This window comes from Candidatus Hartigia pinicola (genome assembly GCA_020541205.1).
GTDB classification, from domain to species: Bacteria; Pseudomonadota; Gammaproteobacteria; order Enterobacterales; family Enterobacteriaceae; genus Hartigia; species Hartigia pinicola.
Genome location: CP048208.1, coordinates 127,111 through 146,916 on the forward strand (window position 1 = coordinate 127,111; position 19,806 = coordinate 146,916).

13 protein-coding genes are annotated in these 19,806 nt (G+C 28.8%); 4 read left to right on the plus strand and 9 right to left on the minus strand.

Annotated features, from left to right (window positions below; translation table 11 throughout):
• Positions 1–57: 57 nt before the first annotated feature.
• The 4 genes from secF (at position 58) to nusB (ending at position 4,571) form a co-directional block, all read left to right on the plus strand.
• Positions 58–951 (plus strand): protein translocase subunit SecF, encoded by an 894-nt coding sequence (secF, locus tag GFV14_RS00290; protein ID WP_457914653.1) that lies wholly within the window; start codon positions 58–60, stop codon positions 949–951.
• A gap of 1,475 nt (positions 952–2,426) precedes the next feature.
• Positions 2,427–3,539 carry a bifunctional diaminohydroxyphosphoribosylaminopyrimidine deaminase/5-amino-6-(5-phosphoribosylamino)uracil reductase RibD gene (gene ribD, locus GFV14_RS00295; RefSeq protein ID WP_457914364.1) on the plus strand — a complete coding sequence of 371 codons (1,113 nt, stop codon included), beginning with the start codon at positions 2,427–2,429 and terminating at the stop codon, positions 3,537–3,539.
• A gap of 104 nt (positions 3,540–3,643) precedes the next feature.
• A complete protein-coding gene (gene ribH, locus GFV14_RS00300) occupies positions 3,644–4,114 on the plus strand; it encodes a 6,7-dimethyl-8-ribityllumazine synthase (RefSeq protein WP_457914365.1) in 471 nt (156 codons plus the stop codon).
• A 31-nt stretch (positions 4,115–4,145) separates the two neighbouring features.
• Positions 4,146–4,571 carry a transcription antitermination factor NusB gene (gene nusB / locus GFV14_RS00305; RefSeq protein ID WP_457914366.1) on the plus strand — a complete coding sequence of 142 codons (426 nt, stop codon included), beginning with the start codon at positions 4,146–4,148 and terminating at the stop codon, positions 4,569–4,571.
• A 1,180-nt stretch (positions 4,572–5,751) separates the two neighbouring features.
• Here the strand turns inward: nusB and dxs are convergent.
• The 9 genes from dxs to cyoA form a co-directional block, all read right to left on the minus strand.
• Positions 5,752–7,617 (minus strand): 1-deoxy-D-xylulose-5-phosphate synthase, encoded by a 1,866-nt coding sequence (gene dxs, locus GFV14_RS00310; protein WP_457914367.1) that lies wholly within the window; start codon positions 7,615–7,617, stop codon positions 5,752–5,754.
• Positions 7,618–7,742: 125 nt separating this feature from the next.
• Complete coding sequence (gene ispA / locus GFV14_RS00315; RefSeq protein ID WP_457914368.1) at positions 7,743–8,660, minus strand: (2E,6E)-farnesyl diphosphate synthase; 918 nt, start codon at positions 8,658–8,660, stop codon at positions 7,743–7,745.
• 3 nt (positions 8,661–8,663) lie between these two features.
• The gene (gene xseB / locus GFV14_RS00320; RefSeq protein ID WP_457914369.1) at positions 8,664–8,915 is read right to left on the minus strand and encodes an exodeoxyribonuclease VII small subunit; all 252 of its coding nucleotides are present in this window, start codon (positions 8,913–8,915) and stop codon (positions 8,664–8,666) included.
• 3,741 nt (positions 8,916–12,656) lie between these two features.
• The gene (locus tag GFV14_RS00325; RefSeq protein WP_457914370.1) at positions 12,657–14,024 is read right to left on the minus strand and encodes an MFS transporter; all 1,368 of its coding nucleotides are present in this window, start codon (positions 14,022–14,024) and stop codon (positions 12,657–12,659) included.
• Positions 14,025–14,176: 152 nt separating this feature from the next.
• Positions 14,177–15,052, minus strand: coding sequence for a heme o synthase (gene cyoE / locus GFV14_RS00330; protein WP_457914371.1), 876 nt, complete (start codon positions 15,050–15,052; stop codon positions 14,177–14,179).
• 12 nt (positions 15,053–15,064) lie between these two features.
• Positions 15,065–15,397 carry a cytochrome o ubiquinol oxidase subunit IV gene (gene cyoD, locus GFV14_RS00335; RefSeq protein WP_457914372.1) on the minus strand — a complete coding sequence of 111 codons (333 nt, stop codon included), beginning with the start codon at positions 15,395–15,397 and terminating at the stop codon, positions 15,065–15,067.
• Positions 15,398–16,096, minus strand: a complete 699-nt coding sequence (gene cyoC / locus GFV14_RS00340; RefSeq protein ID WP_457914373.1) for a cytochrome o ubiquinol oxidase subunit III — start codon at positions 16,094–16,096, stop codon at positions 15,398–15,400. It lies immediately after the preceding gene.
• Complete coding sequence (gene cyoB / locus GFV14_RS00345; RefSeq protein WP_457914374.1) at positions 15,996–17,987, minus strand: cytochrome o ubiquinol oxidase subunit I; 1,992 nt, start codon at positions 17,985–17,987, stop codon at positions 15,996–15,998. Before cyoB ends, cyoC begins: the two co-directional genes overlap by 101 nt.
• A 76-nt stretch (positions 17,988–18,063) precedes the next feature.
• A complete protein-coding gene (gene cyoA, locus GFV14_RS00350; RefSeq protein ID WP_457914375.1) occupies positions 18,064–18,939 on the minus strand; it encodes a ubiquinol oxidase subunit II in 876 nt (291 codons plus the stop codon).
• Positions 18,940–19,806: the final 867 nt, after the last annotated feature.

The following is a 19,806-nucleotide window of genomic DNA, read 5'->3' on the forward strand; positions in this document are numbered from 1 at the left end:
GTATTAGAGAATTATACTGTTGAACAATTAAATTATGGCTGTAAAGTTTATAATTTTATGTGTTGGGATAAAGTGGCTTTTTGTATTTCTATTATATTATTAATTACTTCTTTTTCAGTTATTGGAGTCAAGGGCTTTAACTGGGGGTTAGATTTTACAGGTGGTACTATAGTAGAAATTACTTTAAGCCAAACAATAAATTTAGAAAAAATTAGAGCGACTTTTTCAGACTTAAAATACAAAAAACCAGTGATTCAAAATTTTGGTAGTAGTCGCGATATTATAATCCGTTTACCACCAACTCAAGGTGTTTCAGGTGAGCGAATTAGTAAAAATATGATTTCAGTCATAAATCATGATATTGATAATAAGGCAATAGTAAAACGTATTGAATTTGTGGGGCCAACTATTGGGGCTGAGTTAGTACAAACCAGTGCATTGGCATTGTTAGCTGCGCTAATTTGTATTTTGATTTATGTTGGACTGCGTTTTTCATGGCGCTTAGCTTATGGTTCAGTATTAGCGCTGATACATGATGTTATAATTACGTTAGGTGTGTTATCGTTATTATATATTGAGATAGATATGACAATTATAGCATCCTTAATGTCTGTTATTGGTTATTCATTGAACGACAGTATCGTAGTATTTGACCGTATTCGTGAAAACTTCCGTAAGATCCGTTTCGGTACGTCATATGAGATAATAAATATTTCTTTAACTCAAACTTTAAGTCGCACTATTATGACATCAGGAACTGTTTTAGTGGTAGCTCTAATATTATATATATTTGGTGGCTCAATGTTAGAAGGTTTTTCACTAGTTATGTTAATTGGTGTAACCATAGGGACTGTTTCATCTATTTACATTGCTTCTGCGTTAGCATTGAAGATGGGAATAAAACGTAAAGATTTACTTTTGTTAAAAATTGAGAAAGAAGGGATTAATTAAGAATTATTATTGCATTAATTCTCATAATTATATATGAATATTATGCCTAATTAATATAGTACAGATATATGTGTTATAAAGTTATATAAAATAAAGAATAAATAACTCGAGCATAGATTATAAAATATTTATTTTATAATAAAATGCTATTAATTTCTTAAAAAATAGAATTAAGAATACTATTCATTATTCATATTGTGCACTTATAGATAGTAATATTCTTGATTGATATTTGTTTAAATATAAGGAGTGAATAATGAGACAATATAATTATTTAATTATATTTCAACTCTTTATAATTTTAACAGCGTTTGAGCTTTTTATTTTTATAATAATTATATTCAATAAAAATACGTAATTGTATTGTGATTAATAGAAATATTTTAGAAACCTGGAAAATCTTTAGAGATTTTATTAAGAGTTGTGAAGCATAGTGATAAGTATATGTTGTTTTAAAATCAGAGCAGTCTAGAATAAAGGTTAATTGAACAAATCATTTAATGAGTCAAATTTTTTATTCAGAAGTAAAAATTAATATGATATTGATATATATAAAGTATTTTTGTATGGTGGTATTCTATTACAATCTAGTATCAGTGTAAAATATGCTTGTAAAAATTTTTTTAAAAATAGCATTATACATTGATTATATATTCACAACCTTGTAAAGAGAAAATATTAGAAAAAGATAATAGTTTTCTATAGTGAGTCTTAAAATTAGTTAGAAAGATTTTATCAGAACTAGTGTATATACTAGTTTTTCTTATGTGAGAAAGATTGCGTAAAATTATAAAAATAGGAACACATCTCATACAAAAAAGATTATGATAATCATAAAAGCTTTTAACATGAAGCTCAGAGTATTGTGGATACTTAAGGGAAAATTTTACGTCATTTCAGTAACAATAAATAATATCAGGCATAGAAAAGTGTTTTAATGACTTGTGGTCTTTGCATAAAATTATGTATATAAGTGAATAATATATTAGAAAAAAATTTTTCAGGTTAAAATATTTTGGATATATGTATTATATGTTATAAACGATATTTAAAATAGTTATTGTACAATAGGTTTTGTGTTTGTGTTTTTATTTTTTTAGAATAAGGTAGTTAAATGTATAAAAAGTTTCTGAAAAAAATATTGAATATAAAACTTTATGAGGTATCTAAATGTTAATTTTTAGTTTGTAAGTTTAAAATTCTTGTCTTTTTGTTCTATTATGCAGAAATTATAAATAAACATAAATAATGATCGTATTAGTTCTATATTTATTTAGAATAAGAAACAATTTTTATTAAATCATCATGTCGTGATTTGGAAAAGATGCTTCCTTTAAAATTATTAATACTTTAGTAATATATAAATTTAGCAAGTGAAAGAAAGCTAATTGTATTTATTTTCTCTTTCTATATTGTTGATATTTAGAATATATAGCAATTTAGTAAGGAAAGGCTGATATTAAAGGATTAATTCTATGATTGAAAAAGACTATATTTATATGAAACGAGCGCTGACTCTTGCAAAGAAGGGCCGTTTTACTACATCTCCTAATCCAAATGTTGGCTCTGTGATTGTTCGTGATGAAAAAATTGTTGGTGAAGGTTTTCATCAGAAAGCTGGTGAACCTCACGCTGAAGTATATGCACTTCGTATGGCTGGTGAAAAAGCAAAAGGAGCAACTGCTTACGTGACGTTAGAACCTTGTAGTTATTATGGCGCTACACCACCCTGCGCTGAAGCATTAATTAATGCAGGTGTTAGTCGTGTTGTGGTAGCGGTCCAAGATCCAAATCCTCAGGTAGCTGGACGTGGTTTATATATGTTATCAAAAGCCGGAGTAGAAACTGTAACTGGTGTATTAACAGAGCAAGCTGAGTTACTTAACCGTGGTTTTTTTAAACGTATGCGTACAGCATTTCCATACCTCCAATTGAAGCTTGCAGCCTCGCTTGATGGCAAAACAGCATTAAAGTCTGGTGAGAGTAAATGGATTAGCTCTGTGGTATCAAGACAAGATGTACAGATGTTACGTGCACAAGCAAGTGCAATATTAAGCACTAGTAGTACAGTGTTAGCTGATAATCCATCATTAACTATTCGCTGGAATGAGCTCCCTATGAATATTCAGAGTCATTACCCAAAAGAAAATGTGCGTCAACCAATTAGAGTAATATTAGACACTCACAATCGTGTAACAGCTAAGTACAAAGTCACTCAATTATCGGGAAAATGTTGGTTAATTCGTCCAAAACCTGACACTAATAGAATCTGGAAAGGTAATGTTGAGCAAATTGAGATCCCTGCAGATGATGCTGGTATTGATTTAGTGATTTTAATGAAACAATTAGCTGCACGAAATCTTAATAGTATATGGCTGGAAGTGGGACCGAATCTGGCTGGATCTTTGTTAAAACTTGGTTTAGTTGATGAACTTATTGTATATATTGCTCCAAAATTGTTAGGAGATAGCGCAAGAAATTTAGTTAATTTTTCTCCGTTAGAACAATTGTCTGATGCGCTTAAATTTGAATTTATGGATGTGAATAAATTAGGAGATGACTTGCGTGTTAGGCTACGTCCTATATAATATAGCGCAATCTGTGATCATTTTCGAAAACTGAATGACAACGTTCTTAAGAGCGAAAGATAATCACCTTTTTTCTGAAAAACAATTAATACTAAAGGAAGTCCATGGACATCATTAAAGGTATGGTGATAGCATCAAAAGCACGTGTAGCCATTGTAGTTTCTCGATTTAATAATTTTATTAATGACAGTCTACTAAACGGCGCTATTGATACATTAGAACGTATTGGTCAAGTATCGAATGATAATATTACTGTTGTTTGGGTACCCGGTGCCTACGAGTTACCATTAACAGTGAAAATACTGGCGGCAACAAAAAAATATAATGCTATTATTGCATTAGGCACAGTGATTCGTGGTTGTACATCCCATTTCAAGTTTATAGCAAGTGAATGTAGTGCAGGTTTATCTCATATAGGAATTAATAGTGAAGTCCCTATTACTTTTGGTGTTTTAATAACTGAAAATATTGAGCAAGCTTTTGAACGTGCTGGTACCAAAGCAGGTAACAAAGGCTCTGAAGCTGCATTAACTGCATTAGAAATGATTAATATCATTAAAGCTATAAAAGGTTAATTATATTTTGTTATTTAAAGGGAAAAGTTTTATGAATCCTGCTTTTCGTCGTAGTGCTCGAGAGTGTGCTGTCCAAGCTATTTATTCATGGCAATTATCTGATAATAACATTTCTGATGTAGAGGAACAGTTTATTAATGAACAAGATATGTCTAAGGTTGATGTCATTTACTTTCATGCATTATTGTTAGGAGTGGTCGATCATGTAATCACACTTGATCAATTAATGAAACCATTCTTATCTCGTCAAATTGAAGAGTTAGGACAAATAGAGAAAGCAATTTTACGGATTGCGATGTATGAACTTAATTATCGAAAAGATGTACCTTATAAAGTCACTATAAATGAAGGTATTGAACTAGCTAAAGTTTTTGGTTCTTCAGATAGTCATAAATTTATAAATGGAGTGCTTGATAAAGTAGTACCACTCGTTCGTTATAGACATAATAATGCTTAAGATATCTTTGATAAGATGATAATAATAATCAAGTAAGTTTGTTTCTAATTTATTCTTATACTATAATGTTTATTATTTAGTTAATAAATTTATAATAAGATATAGAAGCAAAAAGAATTTACCAAGTTATATATCAAATGGTATTTTGTGAGTTACTGTAATTATGAAAATAATTAACAGGATATGCAGTATGAATATTTATAAGAATTATATTATTTATAATAATATTATAAAAATATAAATTATTAATAATTATAGGATACATGAGTTTTCTAGTATTTATTTTTTCCTGAAATTTTTCTTATTAAATTAACGATAAATTATTGATTATTTAATCATAGCAATTTTTCTAAAATAGAAGAAAATTTTTTATAGTCTCTTTTGTAGTGATACTATGTAGTTTAATTTACATTAATTATAAACTTTATCAATCATTTATTAAAAAGATGAATTCTCATACTATATAGTTACTTAATAATAACATCAGGATATCCTCAGTAGATTAATATATACTGTCTAGATTTATTGAGAAAAAGTTTAAGTATACGCTCTAGCATATATAACAGAAAGTAGCTTGATGTAATAGTGCCATGCTTGCTGAGAGTATAATAAATCTTGTTATATTGTAATATAAATAAAGTATTTTTTACTGATATAGTTAGTGTAACATTTTTATTAATTCAGAAATATTTATGACCATACATGCAGGTTTTAAAAAGGTAAATTATTTATTAAATATATAATTTTAATGCTTGCTTTTTATTTAGTGTATAAATAAAATTATTTCATTGAAAAGGTAAGTATAGTTTTATAATTATTGGTAGTAATTATAAATGAACTTATGAAAAAGTATTTATAATAAGTCATTATAATATTTAAGTAATTTATTTTTCTATATTAATTTTATGCGAGTTTTTGTCTTTTAGATTTAAAATACATCGTACTATTTAAATGATCGTTAAAAGATATATATAAAAATTTTTAAAATATATTTAGAAATGTGGTATTTCTATCTAATAGAACATGGATGAAATTTTTAAGGCATTTTTAGATAAAATGTTATCTGATATTTTAAAATATAGATAGTAACACTAATAAATTAATAAACTATTTTTGTAAAAATGATATAAGTATCAAGTATTCACTATAATAAAAAGAAATGTAATCGCTTTATGTTTAATTATTTTTGTTGGTACTGAATAATAGCATTAATAATACCTTTGCTATCTATACCTAAATCAGACATCAGCTCTTCCTGAGTACCTTGAGATATAAAAAAGTCTGGTAATCCAAGATTTAATATTGGTAGTATTTTTTTTTCATGCATTAAAAATTCATTGACACCACTTCCTGCACCACCTATAATTGCGTTTTCTTCAAGTGTTACTAATAATTGATGATGATTTGCCATTTCAAGAATTAACGCTTCATCTAATGGCTTAACAAAACGCATGTCAACAACAGTTGCATTCAATTGTTTCGCAGCAATTAAAGCATGGTTTAATAATGTTCCGAAGCATAATATCGCAATTTTTTTCCCTTTGAGACGTATAACACCTTTTCCAATGGGTAAAGTTGTTAAGGATTGAAATTTAGATCCTGTGCCTGTACTACGAGGGTATCGAACTGCACTAGGTCCTTTTTTATAATGATAACCCGTATGTAGCATTTGACGACATTCATTTTCATCACTTGGTGTCATGATAATAAATCTTGGGATGCAGCGCAGAAAAGATAAATCAAATGCACCTTGATGAGTCTGACCATCAGCCCCAACAATACCTGCGCGATCAATGGCAAATAACAGAGGAATGCCTTGAATAGCTATATCGTGGATTACTTGGTCATAACCACGCTGTAAAAAAGTTGAATAAATTGCTACAACAGGATTGTAACCACCAATAGCTAACCCTGCAGCGAAAGTGATTGCATGTTGTTCTGCAATAGCCACATCAAAATATTGATCTGGATGCTCTTTGGAAAAACGAACCATTCCTGATCCTTCACGCATTGCTGGTGTGATAGCCATTAATTTTTTATCGTTTTTAGCTTCATCACATAACCAATCGCCAAAAATTCTAGAGAATGTTGGATGAATGTCTTTATTTTTTGGCAAAGTAAAAGTACTTAGATCAAATTTAGGGACTGCATGCCAGCTGATAGGATCTTTTTCGGCAGGCTTATAACCACGACCTTTTTTCGTCATAATATGTAAAAATTGTGGACCTTTAAGATCGCGCATATTTTTTAGTGTGTGTACTAATATGTCTATATCATGACCATCAATAGGACCTATATAATTAAAACCCAATTCCTCAAACATAGTGCTAGGGACAACCATACCTTTAATATGTTCTTCAGTTTTTTTTAATAGTTCTTTGATAGGAGGAATATTAGAGAAAACTTTTTTTCCGCTTTCACGTAATGTTGTATATAATTTACCAGAAAGTAAATGTGCAAGATGCTTATTGAGCGCACCAACATTTTCAGAAATTGACATGGCATTATCATTAAGAACAACTAAGATATCAGGAGCAACATCACCTGTGTGATTCATAGCTTCAAATGCCATACCTCCGGTAATTGCACCATCACCGATAATACAGACTGTTTTACGATTTTTCTTTTCTTTTTTAGCAGCTATCGCCATACCTAAACCAGCACTAATTGATGTTGAGGAATGGCCAACGCTGAGTACATCATACTGACTTTCTGTACGGCAAGGGAAGGGATGTAATCCATTTTTTTGACGAATAGTATCAATTCGATCACGGCGACCTGTTAATATTTTATGGGGATATGCTTGATGCCCAACATCCCATACAAGGTTATCAAAAGGAGTATTATAGATATAATGTAATGCAACAGTAATTTCAATGGCGCCTAGTCCAGAGGCAAAGTGACCGCTAGATCGTGCAACACTGTTTAATAAAAATTGTCTAAGTTCATCACATAGCTTAGGTAGATTTTTTTTTGGTAGAAGACGAAGTGCATCAGGTTTTTCTGCAAGCGCTAGAATTGGGTACTTAGCGATATTAATACTCATTCGGAGTCCCATGATTGTTTATAATGATGAATACACTGCTCTTTTTTGTTAAAATTAGCGCTTGCATTACTTAATATGCCACTTGAAGATGAATTACCTGAATAAATGAGCCACATTGCATATTATTAGTTTTTACGTTGAATAATGAAATTTGCTAGATTTGCTAGTGTTTTCGTATTATATCCTTGAGTTTCAATAGTTTTTAAAGCATCAAGGCTATCATAATACAAGTCATTAGCTTTTTTTTGTGAAGATTTCAGTCCTAACAAAGCAGGATACGTATTTTTTTTATGCTTAATATCAGTTCCTTGTTGTTTACCAGTCAACGCGCTATCACCAATTACATCTAAAATATCGTTCCGAACTTGAAAGGCAAGACCAATAGAATTAGCATATTTATCTAATAAAGGTAATATTGTATATCCTTTTTTACCTGCGGCATATGCGCCAATACGAATAGCGGCACGTATTAGTGCTCCAGTTTTATGTTGATGGATTTGTTTAAGAGATTCGAGATTAATGTCTTTACCTTCAGAATCAAGATCTAATGCTTGTCCACCGCACATTCCAGATAAACCACTAGCACTAGCTAGTTCAGACAACATGGAAATCCTATCTTTATAGGTCACATCTGGCATTGTACCGGATGCGAGTAGTTGAAAAGCTAAAGTTTGTAAAGCGTCACCTGCTAAAATAGCATTACTTTCACCAAATTTGATATGACACGTTGGTTTCCCACGTCGTAGATTATCATTATCCATAGCTGGAAGGTCATCATGAATCAGAGAGTAAGCATGAATACATTCGATAGCTGCGGCAGCAGAATCTAGGTTTTCTAGATTAACTCCCAGCATTTTTCCTACAGTGTAGGTTAAAAATGGACGTAAACGTTTTCCACCAAGTAATGTACTATATCGCATAGCAGCAGATAGAGGTAAATCTGAAAATGGAAGCGCATTTAAAGTATTTAAAATGCATTGGTTAACACGTTCGCATGCATGTTTTTGTTGAGTTATAAAATGATCATGCTGTTGTTTAGGCATAATTTATTCTGTATCTACTGAAAAATCATCAAGTGATTGATTTTCATCATCAATCAGTAAAATTTTTACTCGTTGTTCAGCTTCTTTCAAAACTTTTTGAGCTTGTTTAGCGATTTGAATTCCACGCTCAAACTCATTGAGCGCTTCCTCTAAAGATAGTGAACCTGGTTCAAGGTGAGATACAATTTCTTCAAGTTCTTTAAGTGAACTTTCAAAGCTAGTCGATTGTTTTTTTTTATTTTTTTCTTTACACATGATTAGTTAAATAGAAATATGAAATTATTTTATTATTTAGTTGAAAGGATGTCATTCATTAGCAGACTAACGGCTTCTTGTTATAGAGATAATTTATTAGTATTTTAAATGTTATTAAAATATTTTAAAATATAATAATTTTTATATATTTATTTTAGCTAGAAAATTTAATAGTATGAATATTTTTGAAAAAATATTTCAATAAATTGAATCTGTTTATCTTGAAAAACTAAAAATATACATATTTTCCATACCGTAGATATGGATAAGGTATTTTATATTTTGATTTATATTTAAACATCATTTGTGTACAGGACAATCTTCCCTAAAGATTTTTATTTAATATAACTGTATATTATTATGGTAAACTTTGTAAAGAAAAACTGTTTAAAAAATGAAAGTTTATTACAATAGATGTTAAGTATATGTAGTTAGCACTGTATACGAAATCATTAAAACGATTGCACTATTTGAATCATTAATATAGAGAATGTTTAGCGTATATATAATTCGAAGGTTATGATCTGTATAAAGAAGCTTTTATCACATGATATAGTACATTGAATATTAAAGATTAATCTAATACAATTATAGTTACTATGTAACTTTATTAATATAACATCTCTTCATAACTTTACATTTTATTACAGATAGCTTAAAGCTACTCAATGTAATTTTAAAATTCCTATTATATCAGTAAAATATTTTCAGGCAATGTGTATAATAAAATTGGATTGTATTATTAAGAAATTATAAAATCATGTACTTAATACTTTTAATGTAATTAATAAGCATTAGATCGTGCACAATGCAATTAGTTGAGAAAAAACTTACGAAACATCTAGAAGAACTATGAGATCGGTGTAATATTAGTGCTGTATTTTTACTCTGGTACTAATTCTATTGCTATTGAGTAAAAATATTAAATAGATGTTTAGATGTTTCAGGCAAATAGTGCTAATATCTATATTATCAATAATTTTGTGTTTGTATATATGTTTTTAGAATATATATATTTTATAATATATATAATTTATCATTAATTAAATTATAAAAATTATAATTAAAATCTAAACAATAAAATGATGATTTATTACACTTTCTAATCAGGAATACCCTTAATATACTAAGCTCATTAGGAGTAAAAAAAGTAGTTATTCGTAGTTTTAGCAAGATGTGAGTATTTATTAAATGAGAAATATAATTGAATAAAACTTATAATATACTCAAGAAAGTACTGCATTCTTTTTTGTTCTCACATATCAAATGGGGAGAAGCTTTTATTTAATTTTATTAAATAATACAAAATTAGATATGTAGATAAATATAAAAATAAATATATAAATATATAAAGATATAAAGATAAATTTACTTTAATTTAAAATAACATGCTATTTAAACTCAGAATTAAATTCATATTTATATGTAAAATTAGAATCTAAAATTTAGATATTACAGTATATATAAAATGATATGAGATATTATCTTTTAAATTATGATATTAAGAAATTATTAGATAGTGGATTGAAATTAATAATATATTTATTACTTATATTTAGTAGTTTCAACTCAGGGTTTATAAAAGTATCTTAATGTGTTGTGTTTATTATATATACTATTGTTTATTTGATCTAACTTAGAAAAATATTCAATTAAAATTAATAAAATAATATACTATGTAAATACTTTTTTAATTTACTGAAAGTAAGTATTCTGACTATTTTTGTCAAGTGCTTTATCTGTAAGATACTGAAGATACTTCAAATAATTGATGGTAGTGAAATAACATCATATTAAAATAAATTATTTTTCGTATAGAATCTCAACTATTTAAGTGTTATAATTTTAAGTGATTATTTATACTTAAAGTATTATTAAAATCTTTAATACAGATTCTAATTACAATTTACATCTGATTGATTATTATTCTGATATTTTAGTATTGATATTAAAAATTATTATTTAATAAAAATTTTATAAAATTAGATGATTTAATTTATAAATGGTATCATACTAAAATAATGCTTAAATATTGTAGTATAATTTTAAAAATTTTAATCGTTAAAATAGCTAAAATTAAAATGAATTTGTAAGAAATATATTTTATTTTAGCATTGTAGATAAGTAATAAAAAATTATTTAATATGGGTGTTTTCTAAATAACATGATTTATTCATCATAAAATTTAAGTGCTTGAAAGTATTGTCAACTTATGAGTTAAAATAAAACTATCTTTTCATACTTTACTGGATGAGGAAATATCTTTATCTTTGATAAAACTCTTAACGTTAAATATATTTAGTTGTACTGAGGTGCTTTCTTATTTTTTATATTGCTAAAAGAAAATATATTTATTATATGTGGTGATATGTAATTAGTTAATCAAAAGTGCTTAACTTAAAAAACAATCATGTAATGATATCAAAGTTTGTCATATATGATGTATCTTTTATTGTGTCAGTATAATACATAGGTTAATTCCCTAAAATAAAAAAGAATTTAGTATGCGTATAAACTACATTATTGGTATTTTTGATAAAATTTTAATAAATTGAAAATGCATTATTCATCAGCTAACAATTTCTTTTTCTTTTGAGTAATTAATATGTAGGTTTTTATACACTGGTTTATGTTTTATAAAAAATACTCAAAAATATTAAAAATGTTATGTTGTGACTTATTCAGAAAGAATATAGTATATGACTATTTTCGTCTTTAGAAATAACCATTACGAGACAAAATTTATGATTTAACTGTATTATATCTTTTTAAGATCAAATCAATCTTGACCTTTTATTTATAAAACATAAGGTGGTTTTATCAGAATATCTTATTATCTAATAGAGAATAATTAATAGTTTTACTATGATACAGTGTACTAATATTCTTATATAAGATAAAATTTCAAGGTGTTATTGTTAGCATTGTTAATATAATTCAGGTAAATTAGATTTCTGATATGTATTAATAATATTAAATCTCATTCTTTTTGAATGAGTCCTGTGAAGTGAGATATTATGTAGATAGTTAACAAAACACTAATGAGTTTTATTTTAATTCTTTTATATAAATCTATTCAATATTTTTAGTGTGCTTAGAATAGTGCTTATAGTATACTATTTTAGTGTTATGATAATAAAATATATAAATGAAAATATTTGTTTATTAAATTCATTATGAATTATAAGTTGTAGTATGATGATAGATAATAATATATCTCTTTGTGTTTTTTAGTAAAGTGAAGTGTTTCTAATTAAAGGTGTGACTTTTTATTTACTACATTTATTTTACTAAATATAGTAAATATATTATTATGTGATATTATTTAAATAATGAATACCTGTGTGCAATGCATTTAAAAAATTCTGGTTATAGATTCACTAGTAAGATTTAAATATGCACACTAACTTGTGTATTAAATGATAAAATAAGTTTCTCAAAATAATTAGTCAATTATAATAATAGTTGATTATATTTTTAGATATTGTTATAAAAAATAACAAAACTTAATTCTTCTTCAAGTGTTAAAGAATAATAATAAAATTAAGTAAAAACCGCATGATAAAATTATAAACATTAAGTTAAATTAAATCAGTACATATGTAAATGGGAATTCTCACCATGATTTAGAGTTTTGTTATTTTACTTATATAATTTATTGATTACGTTTATTTTATAGTTAAATCAATATTATATTATTTATCAGGTTTTTTATTAATACAAGCCTGTTTTATTTAATTATCACAAACAAGATTGAACAATGGTTTCCAACTGTTCTCTTACTATTAACTTTCTGTCTACTTTAAGATAAATGCTTTTTTCCTTTTTTATAATAACAAAATCAACAACACCTGGTTGAGATGTGAGCGCTTTTTGTAGCTGAATAATATTAGTATAGTGTTTTGGTAATTCCAAGCGAATACTGGTGAGATAAGAAGGTTGTTTCATGGTTAAGCTAATGATAAACCAAACTATTGTCAAAAATAATCCAGCGATAAATACTGTGTCAGCACTATTTATATCATATAACCACCCTCCTACAAATCCTCCGATTGCAACCCCTAAAAATTGGCTAGTAGAGTAAACTCCCATTGCAGTACCTTTACAACTTGCAGGAGATTCTTTGCTAATAAGAGATGGTAAAATAGCTTCCAGAACATTAAAGGCGATAAAAAATAACTGAAGGCCTAAAAATATTATCCATAAATGACTTTTTGAAAGCCATAAGATGATTTCGCTTAGCGCTAATAAGCTAATGCAAAATAAGAAAACTGCTTTTATTTGACGTTTTTTTTCTGCATAAATAATAAAAGGAAAAGAAGATATTAAGGCGATCACCATAGTAATAAGATAAATTTTCCAATGATCTTTAGCGAAAGCGCCTGCTTCTGTCATAATAAATGGGAGGGCGATAAAGATTGTCATAAGTAAAGTATGTAAATTCAAAATACCAAAGTTGAGTTTTAGAAGTTGAGGGTGTGTAAGTACTGAATTTAAGTTATTTTTAATAAAAGAAGACTCGCGGTTAGTGATTTGTTGATAACTATTTGGCACTATAAATATAGTAATTATAATTGCAGAACCTGTTAAAAATGTAATCCCCCAAAATAGTCCACTTAAACCAACCCATTGAGTTATAATAGGGCCAATTACAAGCGCGATAGAGAAGGTGACACCACAGCCAATCCCTAAAAATGCCATTGCTTTAGTGCGATGTTGCTCTCGAGTTAAGTCAGATAGTAGCGCCATAATAACACCAGAAATAGCTCCTGACCCTTGCAAAGCTCTCCCAATAATAACACCCCAGATCGACTCACTTAATGCAGCCAATACACTACCAAGAATAAAGATGATCAGACCGAATACAATTAATGGTTTTCGTCCTATTTGATCAGATGTTAAACCAAAAGGAATTTGAAAAATAGCTTGACTAAATCCATAAATACCAATAGCTACACCAATTAAAAATTTAGTGGAACCTTGTAATTGCAAACCGTAACTAGTGATAATAGGCAAAATCATGAACATTCCTAGCATACGAAGGAAAAAAATAAAACTTAGACTAAGTGTTGCATTTAATTCAGAGGAGGTCATTTTGTTGTCATTCATGGTAACGCCTTGAATATAGAAAATATCATTCTAACGAGGAACGCAAGGATAGGAAAATAATTTTTTATTATTAATAATAATAGCAGTAAAAAACAATCTAACAAAAGATAAGTATTATTTTAACTAATAAAGCTAAAATTATTTCACAAAAATCACATCAGAGTATTAGTAGATATTGTTGAATCTATTGATATCATTATACTCAAAGATGTTATTGTAACGAGAGAGAAGAGAAATAAATTCCTTGACCAAACATGATCATCATTGTGATTTTTAAACCCGGAAGCAGCTATGACAAGCCACACAAAATTTATAGTTTCAGTAATAATTAAATATTTATAACCAGCATATCCATTAATAAACAACATAAATACTGCAATTATAAAAGCTAAAATATACAAGATAATATGTGTTTTTGTGATAAAGATGCCTTTTATAACCGGTAAAATAGGAATATTAGCTTTCTTATAGTCTTGAAAACGAAAAATAGCAATGGCATATGAATGCGGTATTTGCCACAAGCTAAAAATAAATAGTAAAATAAATGCTCCTGAATCAAACTGGTTTGTAACAGCACAGTAACCTATAACCGGTAGAGTTCCGCCAGACAAGCTCCCGATTAGTGTTCCATAAACTGATGTACGCTTCATACACAAGCTGTAAACGACTACATAAATAAAAAAACCAATAATTGCAAGGAGAACAATTAACGCATTAGTTACTATGAAAAGTAGAAGTGTTCCAATGACACCTAATACGGAAGCGTAAATTAGAGTAATTTTTAGGTCAAGAAAGCCTTTTACTAAAGGACGATTCTTAGTCCTTTCCATAATATAATCAATATCACGATCAATGTAGTTATTAAAGACGCAACCAGAAGCTACAATTAGTGATGTACTTAAAACAGTGATAATAAACAGTGAACAATCAATAACATCTTTTGAGGCAAGTAGAAAACCACCTATTAAAGAAATTGCATTTCCAAAAATAATTCCTGGCTTTGTAATTTGCAGATATTGTTTAAACATATTAACAACTCTTTAATTAAGCATCATATTTATGTTTACGTTATGCATAATCCACAAAGAGCCAATGACGATAATACTTATGATGAGTATAGTGAATAGTAATGCAACGAAGTTCCAGTGTTCATTTGATGATATATTTATATGCAAGAAACATATTAAATGCACAAAAATCTGTAGTACACTTAGACTAATAACAATCCAAAAAACAGAATCTTGTGATGCAATATTTTTCATTATTATCCAAAAAGGTATAATCGTAAGAATAACCGAGAGGATAAAGCCAATAATATAAGTCTTGATATTACCATGGCTAGACTTTATATAAATATCTTTTATATGTCTCATTTAAATTGCTCCCAGAAGATAAACAACGGTAAATACACAAATCCATACAATGTCTAAAATGTGCCAAAATAAGCTTAGACAGTGTAATCGAGTTTGGTTTACTTCGGTTAGACCACTGAGAGTAATATGAATCATCATGATAATAATCCAAATTAAACCAGCAATTACGTGGAGACCGTGAGTTCCTACCAATCCAAAGAAGCCAGATAAGAATCCACTATGATCAGGCCCTAAATCTTGTCGAATGAGTTCATGAAATTCATAAATTTCCATCATAACAAATCCAAAACCTAGCAAGAAAGTTAGAAAAAGGTATAAATTTACTGTCGAAATTTTCTCTTTATACATTGCTATCATGGAAAAACCGTAAGTGATACTGCTAAATAACAGTAAGAATGTTTCATATAAAACAAACTGGAGATTAAAAATATTTTTACCAGTAGGGCCTCCAGCAGTGCCTGGAGATAAAACAATATAAGTCGAAAATAAACAGGCAAAGAGAATTAAGTCACTCATGATATAAACCCAAAAACCGATTATCTTAGTATTGTTTTGCGTATGTTCTATTTTTTTAGTGTTATTATTTGTGATAATAGTGTTACTTGACATTGTGCATACCTGCTTTACGTAAATCGTTAAAATGTTTATGTTGTATTTCCTCGATTTTAGTAATAGGCACGTAGCAATTAATATCTTCATTGAAACTTTTTGCAATCCAAGTAATAATGATGCCAGTAAAACTAATGATTGCTAGCCACCACATGTGCCAAATCATTGAGAAGCCTAATAATAAACTGAATCCAGCGATAATTATACCTACGCTTGTATTTTTTTGCATATGAATTTCTTCATATTTAACAGGTTCTTTGTGAGCAATACCTTTTTCTTTCATATTCCACCAAGCATCACGAGTTTGGATCTTCGGCTGTACAGCAAAATTATAAAAAGGTGGTGGAGAAGAGGTTGCCCATTCTAATGTACGTCCATCCCATGGATCACCAGTGACGTCAGTATTTTCATATCGGTCACGAATGCTAAGAATAATTTGAATCACTTGACACATAATACCCATGGCAATAATTACAGTACCGAATGCAGAAATCATTAGCATTGTATTGTAAGTTGGGTCAATGTCTTGACTTAAACGGCGAGTCATACCCATCAAACCAAGAGCATATAATGGCATAAAGGCAAAGAAAAAACCGATAATCCAAAACCAAAAAGCTGCAATTCCCCATTTTTCATTTAATTTGAAACCACAAATTTTCGGAAACCAATAAGTCATTCCTGCGAAGCAACCAAATACTACACCGCCAATAATAACATTATGAAAATGACCAATTAAGAATAAGCTATTATGTAACACAAAGTTAGCACCAGGCACTGCAAGAAGAACACCTGTCATACCACCAACAGAAAAAGTAATGATGAATCCTATGGACCACAACATTGGTGATTTAAGCTCAATATGACCTTGATACATAGTGAATAGCCAGTTAAATATCTTTACCCCTGTTGGGATCGCAATGATCATAGTTGCGATACCAAAGAAAGCGTTAACATTTGCTCCTGACCCCATTGTAAAAAAATGGTGAAGCCAAACGACGAATGACATAACAGTAATAGCGATAGTTGCCCATACTAGTGAAGTGTAACCAAATAGGCTTTTTTTTGAAAAAGTTGCTGTAATTTCAGAGAATATACCAAATACTGGAAGAACAAGAATATATACCTCTGGATGACCCCACGCCCAAATTAAATTAATGTACATCATCATGTTACCACCCATATCATTTGTGAAAAAGTGAGTTCCAAGATAACGGTCTAATGTTAACAGAGCGATTGTGACTGTCAGAATAGGAAATGCGGCGATAATTAAAATATTTGTACAGAAAGCTGTCCAGCTAAATACTGGCATTTTCATCATAGACATACCAGGTGCGCGCATATGGATGATCGTTGAAAAGAAGTTCACTCCTGTTAATAGTGTTCCGACACCAGCTATCTGGATGCTCCAGATCCAATAATCAACCCCAACGCCAGGATTGTACTCTAACCCGGATAATGGTGGATATGCTAACCAACCTGTTTGTGCAAATTCACCTATTCCTAAAGAGATATTAATTAGTACGACACCAACAACAAATAACCAAAAACTCAGTGAGTTTAGAAATGGAAAAGCAACATCACGAGCACCAACTTGCAATGGAACAATGCAGTTCATTAAACCTACAACAAATGGAGTAGCCATGAAGAAGATCATGATAACACCGTGCGCAGTAAATATTTGATCATAGTGATGAGGGTCTAGGAATCCAGGTTTACCAGCAGAGACTAGAGCTTGCTGTCCGCGCATCATAATAGCATCCGTGAAACCACGGAATAGCATAATTATCGCTACAATGATGTACATAATACCAATTTTTTTATGGTCAACAGTTGTTAACCACTCTTTCCACAACCATTTCCATTTATTATAATAACTTATTGCGCCTATTAACGCTAATCCACTGAACATTATTATATAAAGCGTAAACATAATAATAGGTTCATGAAATGGAATAGCATTGAGTGTTAATTTGCCAAACATATTCTTATTGCTCCTTCATTTCTATGACCAGTCTATGTTATATACATAGAATGACCTGTGGATTTTTCTTTTACATTTACAAGGGGTGATTGTTATGATTATTATGGTCAAATTTGAGAACAATATCTTCATAAAGGTTAGGTTTTACAGCAGAGAAATAAGTGACAGGTTCATTAATACTTGGTCGAGCAACTTCGTTAAAAGTTTGTATGGTATCTATACTTTTTAGTGAAGTTTTTACTTTTTTTACCCACTGATCAAAACCTTGTCGATCTAATGTAGCTATTGCATGAAATTTCATATTAGAGAAGCCTTTTCCACTATAACTCGCTGAAAAACCTTTATATGTTCCAGGCTCATTAGCCATTAAATGCAACTTAGTTTGCATGCCTGCCATTGCATAAATCTGACTTCCTAATGATGGAATAAAAAAAGAGTTCATGACTGAATTAGACGTAATTTTAAAGTTAACTGGTACATTGGCAGGAAATGCTATTTCGTTAACTGTTGCAATACCTTCTTCTGGATAGATAAATATCCATTTCCAGTTAGTGGAAATTACCTCAATAGTAACAGGTTTTTGGTTATTAACTAATGGCTTATAAGGGTCGAGCTCATGAGTTGTTTTCCAAGTAATAGTGCCCAAAATAATGATCATAATAATAGGAATAATCCAGCAAATTAACTCAATTGTATTCGAATGATCCCAATTTGGACGGTAGATTGATGATTTATTAGATGCACAAAATTTTATAGGAAAAATAAATGCCATAAAAATTACTGGAATTACAATAATTAGCATTAATCCAACTGTAATAAAAATTAATTCTTTTTGTTTTATGCCAACAGCACCTTTAGGATTGATTAATGCTATATCGCAACCGCTTAATAATACAGCAGTAAGAATTATGGTAATTATTCCAATAATTTTTTTGCAATGTACATATTTCATCTATGACCTCAAATGATAAAAAATTAAATTGTCATTTTATCAGTAATAATATTCTACGGTAAGGTTATCGTAGTATAAATTATTGTAAGAACTTATTAAGTATTTTTTGTCTTACCGAAAAACAATAAATGCTCAATGTATAAATTATAGTCTAGTTTGTAAAATTGACTTTAGGTATTTATAAATGAAGCAATGTTTTCAGAAAAACACAGTATTTTTAATAACCCTATTTTCGAAATTATATGAATAGTATATAGTTACTGAGTTTTGATATTCTATAATTGCGAAAAATAGCATTCAGGTATATTAAATATTATGCGCAATTTTATTTTTATTAATACTTTTTCAAAATATTTTTCATGTGTGAAATTGTTTTGTAAGATAAAATGTATTACAGTGTCTTTTGTTATTGTATTATGTGTTTTAGCTGTATCCAGGTTATATAAATCTTGTATGTTTTTGTATGCTATATATCTGTTGGATGTAAAAAATTTTGTATTATATCATATATTATTTCATGAACAGTGTGATTAATAATATCGTATTCATGATGCTGAAAGTTATATTAAGTTTTGTAATTATTAATGAAAATAGTAAACTTCCTCACATATTATACTGCTGACTTTAACAGATTAAAGTGGTGATTGTTAGTGTTTTTCTTTTTACAGTTTAACGGTAGTAATACATACTTTTTTCTAGAAAATAATAAAGGGCACAAAATACTGACAAATATTAATTTAGAGGATATGAAACGGGAAAATAATACTTCATATAAATCTACTTTTTAATTTATATATTTCACACTATTGAATAATAACAAGAACATTCAATGCATTCATTATTGATGGAAGAAATCATTTTGTAAAA